Below are 13,763 nucleotides of genomic sequence, written 5' to 3'. Positions count from 1 at the left end.
CCGGACCAGCATGTCGTCGCATGATTTCTCCTCGGATCGATGTCTGGCGATCCTCACACCCGGGGTCACCCGTGCGCTTCCGAAAACCTGCTACGCAACCGGCTCGAATCAGAAAGCGGGCCAGGGAATCGGGCGTGACGAGTTGGGCACCGGCATCACCGGATGTTCGAGCAATGCCTTCGCGCGTTCGGTGAGCGCGGCGATCTCGGCGTCGGTGATGTGGGTGGCCAGCGAATCAGCTACGGCGCCGGGCAGATTCGCGGCGAAGGTGGCGATGTCGGTGATCAGCGACTCGTGCACCGGTCGCCCCGCCCAGCCCCACAGCACGGTTCGCAGTTTCGGTTCGGTGTGCAGGCAGATGCCGTGGTCGACACCGTAGACCTGACCGTCGACACCTTCGAGCGCGTGCCCGCCTTTGCGATCGGCGTTGTTGAGCAACAGATCCAGCACCGCCATCCGTTGCAGGCGCGGATCGTCGGCGTGGATGAGCGAGACCTCGTTGCCCTGCTCGTCGAGAGCGCGCAGTACTTCACAGAATCCCGCGGGCACCGTGCCCGGCGTACACAGGTCGACGAGGTCGAGGCGCTGACGGGTATCGGTGCGGTTGTCGACCGAGGTGACCCAGCGCTGCACCATGCCCGGTCCGAAAGGCCCGTCGCGCAGCACCGTTTCGGGGATGACACCCCAGCCGAGGTGTTCGGAGATCAGATACGACGCGACCTCGCGGCCCGCGAGGGTGCCGTCGGGGAAGTCCCACAGCGGTCGTTCACCGCGCACCGGCTTGTACACCACCCGCAGCGGAGCACCGTCGGGTTCGGGTGCGGCGATCTCACACACCAGTGTCAGATTGCTGGCGACGCCGATCCGACCGACGATGTCGAGTTCACCTTCGGTGAGTATCGGCACGGAAGATCACTCCTCTTCGAGCTCGGCAGCGCCGAAGATCTCGCCGCGCTTGTACCCGTTGGTGCGCACACACATGTGCCCACGTGAGGACAGCGGTTCCCCGCACAGCGGGCAGGGCGGGCGCCCCGCCGCGATCACCCGCGCCGACCGCAACGCGAACTCGCGCGCCTGGATGGGGGTCAGGAACACCCGCACGGCGTCGGGACCTTCGTCGGTGTCGTCGAGCACCACCGATTCATCGACCTCGGTCTCGGTGATCGCGAGCAACTCGACCACGACGGCTCCGGCGTCGGAATCCCAGCCCAGACCCATGGTGCCGACCCGGAATTCGGTGTCGATCGGGGTGACCAGCGGTGCGACATCGCGCACGTCCTCCCCTTCGGGTGGCACCTCGGCGCCGAAGCGACGCGCTACCTCGTCGAGCAGCAGACCCATCCGATCGGCGAGCACCTTCACCTGCTGCTTCTCCAGCAGCACGCTCACCACCAGCGGCTCCTGCACGGCCTGCAAGTAGAACGAACGATCGCCCGGTTCACCGACAGTCCCGGCGACGAAACGATCGGGGGTGCGAAATACATGGATTGCGCGTGACACATGCACCTCCTGATACGTGACCCTGATCGACACTCACGAACACACTCCTCTAAGGAGAATCGCGGTGCCCCGCATTCCCATTATCCGCGTTCGCGGCCGCAGGCACCTCTCCACCGGGCGTCGGCGTCGCCGGTGCGGCGGCGGCCAGCGCGGAAAGATCGGCGCCGGTGTCGTTGAACTTCCACACCGACGGCCCGTGTGGGCTGTAGCGGACAACGCTGATCGAGGCCGGTTCCACCGCGATCCGCTGAAAGCTGTCCAGATGCAGCCCGAGGGCGTCGGCCAGAATCGATTTGATGACGTCGCCGTGCGCGCACGCCACCCACAGCACATCCCGGCCCGCCTTCTCGGCCAGTGTGCGTTCGATGTCGCGGATCGCGGCGACCGCCCGCTGCTGGACCTGGGCCAGCCCTTCCCCGCCGGGGAACACCGCACCCGAGGCGTGACCCTGCACGACCCGCCACAGCGGTTCGGTGACCAGTTCGGCGATCGGGCGCCCGGTCCAGTCGCCGTAGTCGACCTCGATGAGCCGTTCGTCGTGGTCGGGTTCCAGGCCCAGCTTCTCGGCCAGCGGCGCCACGGTGCGCTGACAGCGCAGCAGCGGTGAGCTGGCGATGTGTTCGATCGGCAGCATCGCGAGCCGGTCGGCCACCGCGGCGGCCTGTTCGGTGCCGCGTTCGGTGAGTTCTACGCCGGGGGCGCGGCCCGCGAGGGTGCGCGCGGTGTTGGAGGTCGACACTCCGTGCCGGAGCAGGATCACCGTCATGGGACCAGCCTAACCATGGGTCGGGGTCGCCGATCAGGTGGCGGAGACGACGCCGGCGGCCAGCAGGCCCATCACAGCGAGGCCGACGATGATCCGATACCCGACGAACCAGTACAGCGAATGATTGCCGACGAACTTCAGCAGCCAGGCCACCGAGGCATAGCCGACGAAGAACGCCAGAACGGTAGCGACCAGCAATTGCGGCCCACTGGCATTGAGGCCCTCACCGGCCGGTTCGAACGCATCAGGCAGGCTGAACAGTCCGGACGCGGTCACGGCGGGGATCGCCAGCAGGAAGGAGAATCGCACAGCCGCCTCACGCTGCAAGCCGAGGAACAGGCCCGCGGTGGAGGTGGCGCCGGAGCGAGAGACGCCCGGGATCAGCGCGAGGCACTGCGCCAGGCCCATGATGATGCCGTCGCGGGTGGTGAGCTGTTCGATGGAGCGTTCCTTCTTGCCGTAGTACTCACCGGCGGCGATCACGAGGGCGAAAGCGATCAGCATGAACGACACCAGCCACAGATTGCGGGCACCGGTGCGGATCTCGTCCTTGAACAGGTACCCCAACACACCGATCGGGATCGTGGCGATGATCACGTACCAGCCGACGCGGTAGTCGAGTTCGCGCTGGGTGTCACGTTCGTGCGCTTCGCGGGCGCTGCGGTCCATCACCGGCAGTTTCGTGGTGACCCGGTCACCGACCGCGACCTCGCGCTGCGACCGTTCCCGCCAGCGCATGCCGAGGGTGGTGAACCAGGCGACGAGGATGCGCCAGATGTCCTTGGCGAAGTACACCAGGACCGCGAGCTCGGTGCCGAGTTGGGTCACAGCGGTGAAGGAGGCACCCGCGTCGTCGCCGAAGAACACGCCCGAGACGATCCGAAGGTGTCCGGAGGAGGAGATCGGCAAGAACTCGGTGAGTCCCTGCACCAATCCGAGTACCAATGCCTGGAACCAGGTCATCGACTCGCCCACCACGTCCTCCTGCTGACTCGCGCCCGAAAGACCGCGTCCTCCTGGGCTTTTGCACTAGCCGCAACCAGCACGGCCACGATCTCGCAGCGACCCTACCCGTCGCCGTGCCCGGTCGCCGCCCGCGGACCTCATCGAGGCGGATCCCGCCGATGCCGGTGCGGGTCGGTGAATGGGGCAGCGGTGGTGTGCCCATTAGGCTGTCGCCGTGACGAATGCGCGGGCGCGGTGATGGAACAGCGAACGGTGGGACGCAGCGGACTTCGGGTGTCGCGAATCGGATTGGCGACCCATACCTGGGGAACACATACCGATGCCGACGAGGCATCGGTGCAGTTGGCGGCGTTCACCGAGGCCGGTGGCACGCTCGTCGACCTCTCCCCCGTCTACGGCGAGGGTGCGGCGCAGCGGATCCTGGCGGATCTGCTCGGCGACCTGGTCTCGCGTGACGAATTGGTGCTCAGCGGCAGTGCGGGTGTGGTGATGCGCGCGCCCGGCAACGGGGTCGGCGACGCGGTGCCCGCACCCGCGGCGGCGGGCCCGGTGGTCGACGCGTCGCGGCGCACGCTGCTCAAGCAACTCGATCGGACCCTGCTCGAACTGGGCACCGACCATCTCGATATCTGGAGCATCGCCGCCTGGGATCCGTACACGCCGCTCGACGAGGTCGCGGCCACCCTGGACACCGCGGTGCGGACCGGCCGCACCCGGTACGCGGGTGTGCGCGGGTTGGCGGCATGGCAGCTGGCCAGTCTGGCCGCGATCGCGCCGATCACCGCCGCGCAGACGCCGTATTCGCTGCTCGCGCGTGGCACCGAGAACGATGCGATTCCCGCCGCCCGTCACCACGGGGTCGGCATCATCGCGTCGGCACCGCTGGCCGGCGGGATCCTGACCGGCAAGTATCGCGACGGTGTTCCGGCGGATTCGCGCGGTGCCGATGAGGCGACCGCGGCCGAGATCCGGCGCAGGCTCGACGACGATCGCGCGACCAGAGTGGTCGATGCGCTGGTCACCGCCGCTGACGGGCTCGGTACCTCGCCGCTGGCGGTGGCGCTGGCCTGGATCCGTGATCGGCCCGGCATCACGAGCATGATCGTCGGTGCCCGCGATATCGGTCAGCTCACCGGCGTGCTGGCCGCCGAAACCCTCGAGTTGCCGCGGGCGATCGCGGCGGCCCTGGACGATGTGAGCGCCCGTTCCGAATGATGGCTAGCCTTACCTATATGAAACTGCGTGGTGTGCTGACGGCGATGCTCGCGGCGACGGTGCTGACCGGCGCCGTCGCTTGCACCGGAAGCAATCCTGCATCGACTGCCAATTCGGGTGGGCCGGTGACGGCACAACTCGCCGACCTGGACCCGGTACCGATCGGGCCCGCACCGACGCCGCGGTTGCCGGTGACGGTGAAGTCCCACGACGGCACCGACGTGACGATCGCCGACACCTCGCGAATCATCGCCGTCGACCGGTACGGCACCCTCGCCCAAACCGTGTGGGCACTGGGTCTCGGCGCGAACCTCGTCGGCCGCAGTACCTCCGCCTCGTTCCCCGCCGTCGCGGCCGTGCCCAATGTGGCGGGCGGCAACGGCAGTCTCAGCGTCGAAGCGGTCCTGAATCTGCGCCCGTCGGTGTTCCTCACCGATACGACCAGCGCCGCCCCCGCCGTGCGTGAGCAGCTGCGAGCAGCCGGGGTGACCGTCGTCTACTTCGACCCCGATCGGAGCATGGACGGTGTCGTCCCGCAGATCGAGGCAGTGGCCACCGCGCTCGGCGTTCCCGAGGCGGGCAAGCAGCTCGGCGCGCGCACCCACGACGAGATCGCCACCGCGACAGCCCGCGTCCCGAAGCAGGATCCGCAGCCCAAGATCGCCTTCTTGTACCTGCGCAGCGCCGCGATCACCATGATCGCGGGCCGCGGTTCGGGTGCCGATTCGCTGATCACCGCGATCGGTGGCGTCGACGCGGGCACCGCCGCCGGAGTGAACGAGCCCTTCGTCGCCATCACCAGCGAGGCGATGATCGCCGCCTCCCCCGATGTACTGCTGGTGATGTCGGACGGACTGAAATCGGTAGGCGGCGTCGACGGACTGGAGAAGGTGCCCGGCATCGCCCAGACCCCGGCGGGCCGCAACCGACGCGTGGTCGACATGTCCGACGCGGTGGTCCTCAGCTTCGGCCCCAACACCGGCCGCGTGGTCTCTGCCCTGTCCGACGCCGTCTACGGCACACCGGCATGAGCGGTCTGCGTTCGGCGCCGGCACGCCGGTCATCTGCGGCGACACTGGGTTCGCGGCCGAGCAGGCGGACCGGACCAGGCGGTCAGAGGTCGGCTTCGGTGAGTCCTGCGCGAGCGTGCCGGACGGTCACCGTATGAACGATGCGCCCGACCTGACGAAGTCCACGAACGCCCCGCGGATAACCGACGCGACCCCTGATCACCTGCCCCCGACACGCCATCGAGGCACCCGCGTGACGGTCGTGTTCGCTGTCGCACTGCTCGCTCTCGTCCTGCTGGCCGTGGTATCGGCGGTGCTCGGACAGGTACCGACGACCGCTGCCGAGGTGCTGGGCAGTGTGGCGCACCGGATCGGCCTCGACATCGGCCCCATGCTCGCGCATCCGGCCGGTGAGGTGACGCTGTGGGAGGTGCGGTTCCCACGAGTGGCCCTCGCCGTCCTGGTCGGGGCTTCACTCGCGACAGCGGGTGCGCTGTTGCAGGGCGTGTTCGCCAATCCGCTCGCCGAACCCGGCGTTATCGGGGTGTCCGCGGGTGCCGCGGTCGGAGCGGGCACCGTCATCGTGGTCGGTGGCGCGTTCGTCGCCGCCTGGTCGGTGGCGGCCGCGGCGTTCGTCGCGGGATTGATCACCACCGCGCTGGTCTATGTGCTGTCGAGGTCGGGTGGGCGCACCGAAGTGGTGACGCTGATCCTCACCGGTGTCGCGATCAACGCCTTCGCCGGCGGCTTGATCGCGTTGCTGTTGTTCGTCGCCAGCCCCGCCGCCCGGGATCAGATCGTGTTCTGGCAGCTCGGCAGCCTCAACGGCGCCACCTGGCCATCGGTGGCGATCGTGGCGGCGCTGGCCGCGGTCGGCATCCTGGCCGCGATTGTGATCGCGCCGCGCCTGGACCTGCTCGCACTCGGCGACTCCGCGGCCCGCCACCTCGGGGTGGATGTGGAACGGCTGCGCAGGCAGGTGATCGTGGTGGTCGCCGTGCTCACGGCGGCGGGTGTGGCATTCAGCGGCATCATTCTGTTCGTCGGCCTGATCGTGCCGCACCTGGTGCGCATGATGGTCGGGCCCGGCCATCGCGTGCTCGTTCCGCTCAGTGCGATCGTGGGCGCGGTGGTGCTGCTCGGCGCCGATGTCGTGGCCCGCACGCTGGTCCACAATGCCGACCTGCCACTGGGCATGCTCACCTCCCTGATCGGCGGCCCGTTCTTCTTCTGGCTGCTGCGCCGAACCCGTGCCCGCGCAGGAGGATGGGGATGACCGACACCACCCGCCGATGCGGCGCCGGGACCGGAGGCTCGCGATGACCGACACCCACGCCGCCGACGCCGACCTCGGACGCCGGGCCTCCTGGCGTTCGCTGTTCGCCCGAACCCCCGATGTGCCCGCACGCCCCGAACTCGGCACCGTCACCCTGCGCGCCACCGGGCTCACCGTGCGGCGCGGCACCCGTACCGTCCTCGAAGACGTCGACTTTCAGGTCGCGGCAGGCGAAATCGTCGCGCTCGTCGGTCCGAACGGTGCGGGCAAGTCCAGCCTGCTCGCCGCCCTCGCCGGCGAACTGGAGCCGAGCACCGGCACTGTCAAGCTCGAAGGCCACGCACTCTCGCACTGGACCCCCGCCGACATGGCCCGCCGCCGCGCGGTCCTGCCCCAATCCCACGCCGTCGGCTTCCCGTTCACCGCCCGCGAGGTCGTCGCCATGGGCCGGGCCCCGTGGCTGCACACGGCGGCCGCCGCCAACGACGACGCGCTCGTCACCGCGGCACTGGCCGCCACCGACGTCACCCACCTCGCCACCCGCATCTTCCCGTCGTTGTCCGGCGGCGAGCGCGCCCGCGTCGCTCTGGCTCGCGTCCTGGCCCAAGACACCGCCACCCTGCTGCTCGACGAACCGACCGCCGCACTCGACCTCGGCCACCAGGAAGCCGTCCTGCGCTTGGCCGCGACCAGCGCCGCCGAGGGTGCCGCCGTGGTCGTCGTCGTCCATGATCTCGGGGTGGCCGCCGCCTACGCCGACCGCGTCACCGTCCTGGACGCGGGCCGCGTCGCCGCCGACGGTCTTCCCCGTGAGATCCTCACCCGCGAACTGCTCACCACCGTCTACCACCACCCCGTCGATGTCTTCGATCACCCGACCACCGGCGCCCAACTCGTCTTGCCCGAACGCGGCCGCAACTGACGCACCACCGGTTTATGAAGAACTCAGGGCGTCCTGGTCGAACGCGGCCGCCGCTGAGAAATCGCTCCTCGACACGCGGATTCGACGGCGGCGGAGGGCCGAGCGAGTCTGAGTAGGCTGGGCGCTGAGGTCATTCGTCCATCGCGGTCATCAGCGCCGGCGACGATCGGTCTAGTCGTCGCCCGCGAACGTGGCTCGCTCCCATCGCAGAGGAGATCCGATGAGCCCCACCATCGCCAGCGTCGTCATCCCTGTATCCGATCTTGCGGCGACAAAAGCTGTCTACACCACCCTGTACGGGACTCCGCACACCGACGAGCCCTACTACGTCGGCTGGGCGGTGGGCGATGTCCAGATCGGACTCGACCCCAGTGGCGACGTCGCGGCAGGACCTGTCGCCTACGCCGGAGTAGACGATGTCGACAAAGCCCGAGACGCGGCCATATCCGCGGGCGCCACCGAACGCACCGCCCCTCGCGAAGTCAGCCCCGGCACCCGCATCTGCGTCCTGGAAGACACCGACGGCAACCCGTTCGGCATCATCGGCACATGACATCCTCCCCGGTGAAAGCCGGCCTACTTCCGCAGTTCTGAGGCGGCTATTTCCAGATGATCTTCAGCAGCGCCGGGGTGAGCACCATCCGGATGATCGTGGCATCGATGACCAGCGCCACGATCATCCCGTAGGCGATGTATTTCATCAGCACCAGATCCGAGAACCCGAACGCCCCGGTTACCACGATCAGAATCGCGGCCGCCGAGGTGATCACCCCGCCGGTGTGGGCCACGCCGTAGCGGATGGACTCGGCGGCATCGGCACCCGCGGCGCGTTTCTCGGCGATCCGGGACAGCAGGAACACCTCGTAGTCGGTGGACAACCCGAAGATCACCGTCACGATCAACGCCACCACCGCGAACATCAATGGCCCGGGCGTGAACTGGAATGCCTGCGACCCGTGTCCTTCCACGAAGATCCAGGTCAGCACGCCCAGGGTCGAGACCAAACTGAGCGCACTCATCGCGACGGCCTTCAGCGCCAGGATCACCGACCGGAACGCCACGATCATCAAGGCCAGCGCCGCCGCGATCAGGATCGCTAACAGCAGCGGCAGCCCGTCGATCAAGCCGTTGATGCTGTCGCGTTCGAGCGCGGGGATACCGGCGACCATCACCTGCACGCCCGGTGGCGCGGGCAGCGCACGCAGCGCATCGATCACCCGGTCGGCGTCGCGTTTGTCACCGAGCCCGGCGGAGAGCACATTGACGTTGTCCTTGGTCGGCGCCGCCGGTTCGAACCGCCCGGTCAGCCCGGGAATCTGATTGGCCTCGAACCGGATATCGCCCAACTGCTCCGGCGAGGCACCGACCACGATCAGCTTCAACGGTTCGGTGCGGAATCCGGGAAACAGGCGATCGAAGTCTTCCTGGGCCACCCGCGCCGGATTGTCGGCGGCCAGGTATTTCTCACTGATGCCGCCGAACTCGATGTGGCGCAACGGAATACTCAACGCCAGCAGACCGAGCACGATCGGGATGACCACCGCCCATGGCCGTCGCATCGCCCACTGCGCCAGCCGGGAGAAGAACCCGGCATCGATCTGAGCTTCGGTCTTGCTGCGCGAGAAGCGTTTCCAGCCCAGCCAGTCGATCCGGTGTCCGGCGATACTCAACGCGGCGGGCAGTGCGGTGACCGACAGCAGCGCCGCCAGCATCACCGCGGAAATGCCGCCGTAGGGCACCGAGCGCAGCACCCCGTTCGGGAAGATGAACAGCGCACCCAGACTCATGGCGATGATCCCCGCCGAGAACAGCACGGTGCGCCCCGCCGTGGCGACGGTGCGTGCGGTCGCGTCCTCGACGGAGCGTCCGGCGGCCAGTTCCTCCCGGAACCGGGTCACCGTGAACAGTCCGTAGTCGATCGCCAACCCGAGCGCGACCAGCGTCATCACCGCGCTGGCGAACACGTTGACCTCGATCTGGGCGGTGAGCACCCGCAAGATCCCGGAGGTGCCGAGGATGGTGAGTCCACCGATCAGCACCGGCAGCAGTGCGCCGATCACCCCGCCGAACACGAAGTAGAGCAGGATCGCCACGATCGGCAAGGCGATGATCTCGGCGCGCTTGATGTCGTGCTGCATCCCGATATTGATGCCCTCGACCACCGGCTGCAGCCCCGCCAGCTGCACCGTGGTCCCACCGGGTCCACCGCCGGGCACACCGGCGTCCAGGTGCGGTTTCAACGCGAGATAATTGTTGACCGTCGCGGTCCCGCCGCCCCCTGCCAGCCCGATACTGGCGAACGCGTGCTGTTTGGTCGGGTCGGAGGCGTTCGCCGAGAACGGGCTGTCCCAGTAGCTGTCGATCTTGTGGATCCGCTCCCCGTACTGCTCGCGCAGGTCGGCCAGTGCCGCCGTCACCGGTCCGCGCACGGCGGGATCGTCGACGGTGGTGCCGGGTGGGGCGGTGTAGATGACGATCAGATCGCCGTCGGTGTCGCGGCCGAAGGTCTCGTCGGCCAGTTTGGACGCCGCCACCGACTGGCTCGACTCGTCGAACCAGCCCTCCTGGGTGTAGCGGTCGGCCAAGTCGCGACCGAACCACCCCGAGACCAGCACGGTCAGCACGAAGAAGCCGAGCACGAGGAATCGGTGGCGGTGGACGAACCTGCCCCACCGCATGGATCGAGATTCGCGCATCTCAGCCGCAGGCGGCGGTGCGATAGTCGGCCGAGCGCAGGATGCCGCACAGGTCGGTGCGCGAGATCTTCCACTTCCCGTCGAGCAGCACGAAATGCACGATGGTGGTACGCACATTGGCGCCCGAACCGTCCTTGTCCAGGCGCATGGTCGCGGTGAGCGTGCCGTCACGGTTGTCGAACACCGGGTCGACGACGCCGTACACCGCGTGGGGGTTGTCGCGCAGCGCCTTGTACATGTCGGGGATGGCGTCGGAGAACGCCGCGCCGTCTTCGATCAGCTCGGTGCGTTCGACATCGGGCAGGCTCGGGTCGAGCGCGCGTTTGATCTGCGCGTCGAGTTGTTGGGCGGTCGGCAGCGGCACATTGGCCTTGCTGGCCGAGATCGCGACGGAGGAAGCGAGGGAGGCGTTGGCCGAAGACCGTGCGGCGTCGACCGAGGCCTCGTCGGCGGTTCCCGCGCACGCGGCGAGGGCGACGAGGGCCGTGAGGCAGGCGGTGGCCGCAGCGGCCCTGGCGAAAAGTGTGGAAGACATCACCATCTACATACCATCAATGACGGCACTGATCCGTCCCAGGATGGCGCGAACTGTGGAGATGTCACCGGTCGCGACCGCGGCGACGGGGTTGGCGTCGGGAAGCAGATCGCGCACGAACGCGCTGACGCTGCGTTCGTCACCGAGGTCGATGTCGGTGACCTGCGCCTGCGCCTGGGCCACCACGTCGTCGGATCCCGGTACCGCATCGCCCAGGTCGGCGCGGTAGATCTGCACGGTCAGGGTGGCGCGGTGGGTGCGGAAGGCGAAGGGGTGGCCGTCGTCGGTGGTGCCGAAACCGTGCGCGAACGGTCCGACGGAAATGTCATCGATGCCGAAACCCGCTGGTGTCCGGTCGGTCATCGTGGGGATCTCCTGCCGGTGTGTGGCAATCAATGTGTCGACGTGTCAACAGTAACGCGGGTCACCGACACCTCCGACGCGAGCACCCGGTCGAAGCTACTGGTGAGTCATCATGGTCAGATGGTGATCAAGGGAGTCACCTCGTGCGGATTGAAGGAGTTCGGTGCATGCGCCCTCGTGGCTCGGTCGCCTCTGCGTTGGTCAGCGCGGCGGTTTTGGTGGTGTTGACCGGGTGCAGCGGTGAAGACGGCGGTCCCGATGTCCCGACCAGGCCCCCGGCCACCGCGGCCGTCTCGCCCGCTGCCGCGAACCCGGCCGGTCAGGTTTTCCCGGCGGCCGCGGCGAAAGCCCTGCTCGCCGAGAGCTCGACCGGCCGCCTCGCCGCCCTGGACACCGCCGGTACCGCACTCGCGCTGATCGACCCCGCCGCGCCGACCACCCCGCGCACGGTCAGCCTGCCTGCCGCCGGCGTGTCGCTGGCCCAAGGCAAGCCGGGCGAAGTCCTCGTCGCCGCCGCCAACCGGGTATTGCGGGTCGACGCGACCACCGGCGCGCTCACCGAGATCCCCGTCGACGGTGACGTGCACAGCGTGCAAACCCGCACCGACGGCACGCTCGTCGTCGGTACGGCCGACGGCACCCTGCGCGAACTGGACACCGACGGCGCGGTCACCCGCACGATCACCGGCCTCGTCTCGGCCGACGCGATCGCGCTGACCGGCGAGAACATCACCGTCCTCGATCGCAAGCAAACCGCCGTTGTCGCCGTGGGCAAGGACGCGCTCGGCCTGATGCTGCGCGCGGGTGACGGCGCCACCAACGCCATCACCGACCCGCACGGCCGCATCATCGTGGCCGACACCGCGGGTAGCGAACTGCTGGTCTACTCGGCCGGTCCGCTCGTGCTGCGCCAGCGTTTCCCGGTATCATCGTCGCCTTACGCGCTCGCTTACGACCCGCGTTCGGAGCTGGTGTGGGTGAGTAGCACGCAGAGCAACGAGGTCGTCGGCTACGACCTGTCGACCGGCATCGGTGTCGAGGTGGCCAGGCTCGCGACGCTGCGCCAGCCCGACTCGATGGCTGTCGACGAACGCACCGGCGACCTGTTCGTGGCTTCGGCCGTGGGCGATGGCCTGCAGCGGATCGGCGCGGACGAGCGGAAGAGAGGGCAGTGATGACCAGGCCTCGCAGTTCGCGCTCGGCGATACCGCCGAGCTGGGAAACCAGCAACGACGACTACGAATACGTACCTCTGCGGCTGCCACCGGAGGTCAACCGGGTCACCGCCTCGATGCGGCTGGCCATCCAGGCCGAATTCGGTGGCTGGGAGTTGTCCCGGGTGCGCGCCTACACCGACGGCAGCCGCCGGGTGCTGTTGCGCCGCCGCAAAAATGCCGTCCTGCCTGTGCCCGAACCCGGATTGTGAGCCGACCATGTACGCCCTCCTGTTACGCCTGATGTTCTTGATCCCGCCGGAGCGGGTGCATCACCTGGTATTCGCCGCACTGCGTTTCGCCACCTGGTTCCCGCCGACCCGCTGGCTGGCCCGCAAGCTCACCGTGGTCGAAGACCCGATCCTGGCCACCACTGCCTTCGGCGTCGATTTCCCGGCACCGCTCGGCCTGGCCGCCGGTTTCGACAAGAACGCCGACGGCGCGAACGCCTGGGGCACACTCGGTTTCGGTTTCGCCGAGATCGGCACCGTCACCGCCCACGCCCAGCCCGGCAATCCCGCACCGCGGCTGTTCCGGCTGCCCGCCGACCATGCCCTGATCAACCGGATGGGGTTCAACAATCATGGCGCCGCCGCCGCGGCCGCCCAACTACACCGCGCGCACCCCACCGTCCCGATCGGCGCGAACATCGGCAAGACCAAGGTCACCGAACCCGATGCCGCCGCAGGTGATTACGCGACCAGCGCCCGATTACTCGGCCCGCTCGCGGACTTCGTCGTGGTCAACGTGTCCTCCCCCAACACCCCCGGCCTGCGTGATCTGCAAGCCGTCGAATCCCTGCGCCCGATCCTGCAGGCCGTGCTCGACAGTGTCTCGGTGCCGGTCCTGGTGAAGATCGCCCCCGACCTGTCCGACGATGACATCGACGCCGTCGCCGACCTCGCTGTCGAGCTGGGTCTGGCGGGCATCGTGGCCACCAACACCACCATCCGCCGCGACGGGCTCGACACCCCGGCCTCCGAGGTCGAAGCCATGGGCGCGGGCGGCCTGTCCGGCGCCCCCGTGGCCGAACGGTCCCTGGAAGTGCTGCGCCGCCTCTACGCCCGCGTCGGCGACCAGGTGGTCCTGATCTCGGTCGGCGGCATCGAAACCCCCGACCAGGCCTGGGCCCGCATCCTCGCCGGCGCCACCCTGCTGCAGGGCTACACCGGCTTCATCTACGGCGGCCCCTTCTGGACCACCCGCATCCACCGTGCCATCGCCGCCAATCTGCGTGCGGGTGGCTACGCCTGCCTGTCCGACGCGGTCGGCGCCGAACACCGCGCCCCCTCGGTCTGAA

The 13,763-nt window shown here is 68.5% G+C and carries 15 protein-coding genes; 8 read left to right on the top strand and 7 right to left on the bottom strand.

What is annotated here, in order from left to right; genetic code table 11:
- Nucleotides 1-108: 108 nt before the first annotated feature.
- Genes ACFWO8_RS12350 through ACFWO8_RS12335 form a run of 4 tightly spaced genes read right to left on the bottom strand, consistent with a single transcriptional unit; the run spans nt 109 to nt 3,229 of the window.
- The gene (locus ACFWO8_RS12350) at nt 109-906 is read right to left on the bottom strand and encodes an SCO1664 family protein (protein ID WP_378948731.1); all 798 of its coding nucleotides are present in this window, start codon (nt 904-906) and stop codon (nt 109-111) included.
- A 6-nt stretch (nt 907-912) separates the two neighbouring features.
- Nucleotides 913-1,500 (bottom strand): DUF3090 domain-containing protein, encoded by a 588-nt coding sequence (locus ACFWO8_RS12345; protein ID WP_266288581.1) that lies wholly within the window; start codon nt 1,498-1,500, stop codon nt 913-915.
- A gap of 49 nt (nt 1,501-1,549) precedes the next feature.
- Nucleotides 1,550-2,266 (bottom strand): histidine phosphatase family protein, encoded by a 717-nt coding sequence (locus ACFWO8_RS12340; protein ID WP_378948727.1) that lies wholly within the window; start codon nt 2,264-2,266, stop codon nt 1,550-1,552.
- Between the two features lie 33 nt (nt 2,267-2,299).
- On the bottom strand, nt 2,300-3,229 hold the full coding sequence (locus ACFWO8_RS12335) for an undecaprenyl-diphosphate phosphatase (protein ID WP_378949759.1): 930 nt from the start codon (nt 3,227-3,229) through the stop codon (nt 2,300-2,302).
- Between the two features lie 240 nt (nt 3,230-3,469).
- Between ACFWO8_RS12335 and ACFWO8_RS12330 the strand changes: the two genes are divergently transcribed.
- From ACFWO8_RS12330 to ACFWO8_RS12310, 5 genes are all read left to right on the top strand, one after another.
- The gene (locus ACFWO8_RS12330) at nt 3,470-4,447 is read left to right on the top strand and encodes an aldo/keto reductase (RefSeq protein WP_378948724.1); all 978 of its coding nucleotides are present in this window, start codon (nt 3,470-3,472) and stop codon (nt 4,445-4,447) included.
- 17 nt (nt 4,448-4,464) lie between these two features.
- Nucleotides 4,465-5,478 (top strand): hemin ABC transporter substrate-binding protein, encoded by a 1,014-nt coding sequence (locus ACFWO8_RS12325; RefSeq protein ID WP_378948721.1) that lies wholly within the window; start codon nt 4,465-4,467, stop codon nt 5,476-5,478.
- Between the two features lie 133 nt (nt 5,479-5,611).
- On the top strand, nt 5,612-6,733 hold the full coding sequence (locus ACFWO8_RS12320; protein WP_378948718.1) for a FecCD family ABC transporter permease: 1,122 nt from the start codon (nt 5,612-5,614) through the stop codon (nt 6,731-6,733).
- 43 nt (nt 6,734-6,776) lie between these two features.
- The gene (locus ACFWO8_RS12315; protein ID WP_378948715.1) at nt 6,777-7,655 is read left to right on the top strand and encodes a heme ABC transporter ATP-binding protein; all 879 of its coding nucleotides are present in this window, start codon (nt 6,777-6,779) and stop codon (nt 7,653-7,655) included.
- Nucleotides 7,656-7,875: 220 nt separating this feature from the next.
- Complete coding sequence (locus ACFWO8_RS12310) at nt 7,876-8,208, top strand: VOC family protein (RefSeq protein WP_378948705.1); 333 nt, start codon at nt 7,876-7,878, stop codon at nt 8,206-8,208.
- Between the two features lie 46 nt (nt 8,209-8,254).
- Here ACFWO8_RS12310 and ACFWO8_RS12305 read toward each other — a convergent pair whose 3' ends face one another.
- The 3 genes from ACFWO8_RS12305 to ACFWO8_RS12295 are packed head-to-tail and all read right to left on the bottom strand — an operon-like array spanning nt 8,255 to nt 11,249.
- Complete coding sequence (locus ACFWO8_RS12305) at nt 8,255-10,333, bottom strand: MMPL family transporter (protein WP_378948702.1); 2,079 nt, start codon at nt 10,331-10,333, stop codon at nt 8,255-8,257.
- 19 nt (nt 10,334-10,352) lie between these two features.
- On the bottom strand, nt 10,353-10,886 hold the full coding sequence (locus tag ACFWO8_RS12300; RefSeq protein WP_378913605.1) for a hypothetical protein: 534 nt from the start codon (nt 10,884-10,886) through the stop codon (nt 10,353-10,355).
- Nucleotides 10,887-10,892: 6 nt separating this feature from the next.
- Nucleotides 10,893-11,249, bottom strand: coding sequence for a hypothetical protein (locus ACFWO8_RS12295; protein WP_378948699.1), 357 nt, complete (start codon nt 11,247-11,249; stop codon nt 10,893-10,895).
- A 167-nt stretch (nt 11,250-11,416) separates the two neighbouring features.
- Here ACFWO8_RS12295 and ACFWO8_RS12290 point away from each other — a divergent pair, with 167 nt between their 5' ends.
- From ACFWO8_RS12290 to ACFWO8_RS12280, 3 genes are read left to right on the top strand one after another with little or no spacing between them, the layout of a single operon-like run.
- Nucleotides 11,417-12,424: a hypothetical protein gene (locus ACFWO8_RS12290; protein ID WP_378948696.1), complete on the top strand. Its 1,008-nt coding sequence runs from the start codon at nt 11,417-11,419 to the stop codon at nt 12,422-12,424.
- A complete protein-coding gene (locus ACFWO8_RS12285) occupies nt 12,424-12,675 on the top strand; it encodes a DUF5703 family protein (RefSeq protein WP_378948689.1) in 252 nt (83 codons plus the stop codon). The genes ACFWO8_RS12290 and ACFWO8_RS12285 overlap by 1 nt, the downstream gene beginning before the upstream one ends.
- A 7-nt stretch (nt 12,676-12,682) precedes the next feature.
- Nucleotides 12,683-13,762, top strand: coding sequence for a quinone-dependent dihydroorotate dehydrogenase (locus ACFWO8_RS12280; RefSeq protein ID WP_378948686.1), 1,080 nt, complete (start codon nt 12,683-12,685; stop codon nt 13,760-13,762).
- Nucleotide 13,763: the final 1 nt, after the last annotated feature.

The organism is Nocardia sp. NPDC058480 (assembly GCF_042720495.1).
In the GTDB taxonomy this organism is placed as follows: domain Bacteria; phylum Actinomycetota; class Actinomycetes; order Mycobacteriales; family Mycobacteriaceae; genus Nocardia.
The sequence above is the reverse complement of the archived record's forward strand: the minus strand, read 5'-3'. Positions and strand labels throughout refer to the sequence as shown.

Bases quoted from the DNA above. Each gene is read 5' to 3' on its own strand.
- ACFWO8_RS12340 (WP_378948727.1), bottom strand. From the start codon at position 2,266: ATGACGGTGATCCTGCTCCGGCACGGAGTGTCGACCTCCAACACCGCG.
- ACFWO8_RS12335 (WP_378949759.1), bottom strand. From the start codon at position 3,229: ATGACCTGGTTCCAGGCATTGGTACTCGGATTGGTGCAGGGACTCACC.
- ACFWO8_RS12330 (WP_378948724.1), top strand. From the start codon at position 3,470: ATGGAACAGCGAACGGTGGGACGCAGCGGACTTCGGGTGTCGCGAATC.
- ACFWO8_RS12325 (WP_378948721.1), top strand. From the start codon at position 4,465: ATGAAACTGCGTGGTGTGCTGACGGCGATGCTCGCGGCGACGGTGCTG.
- ACFWO8_RS12320 (WP_378948718.1), top strand. From the start codon at position 5,612: ATGAACGATGCGCCCGACCTGACGAAGTCCACGAACGCCCCGCGGATA.
- ACFWO8_RS12315 (WP_378948715.1), top strand. From the start codon at position 6,777: ATGACCGACACCCACGCCGCCGACGCCGACCTCGGACGCCGGGCCTCC.
- ACFWO8_RS12310 (WP_378948705.1), top strand. From the start codon at position 7,876: ATGAGCCCCACCATCGCCAGCGTCGTCATCCCTGTATCCGATCTTGCG.
- ACFWO8_RS12305 (WP_378948702.1), bottom strand. From the start codon at position 10,333: ATGCGGTGGGGCAGGTTCGTCCACCGCCACCGATTCCTCGTGCTCGGC.
- ACFWO8_RS12300 (WP_378913605.1), bottom strand. From the start codon at position 10,886: ATGTCTTCCACACTTTTCGCCAGGGCCGCTGCGGCCACCGCCTGCCTC.
- ACFWO8_RS12295 (WP_378948699.1), bottom strand. From the start codon at position 11,249: ATGACCGACCGGACACCAGCGGGTTTCGGCATCGATGACATTTCCGTC.
- ACFWO8_RS12290 (WP_378948696.1), top strand. From the start codon at position 11,417: ATGCGCCCTCGTGGCTCGGTCGCCTCTGCGTTGGTCAGCGCGGCGGTT.
- ACFWO8_RS12285 (WP_378948689.1), top strand. From the start codon at position 12,424: ATGACCAGGCCTCGCAGTTCGCGCTCGGCGATACCGCCGAGCTGGGAA.
- ACFWO8_RS12280 (WP_378948686.1), top strand. From the start codon at position 12,683: ATGTACGCCCTCCTGTTACGCCTGATGTTCTTGATCCCGCCGGAGCGG.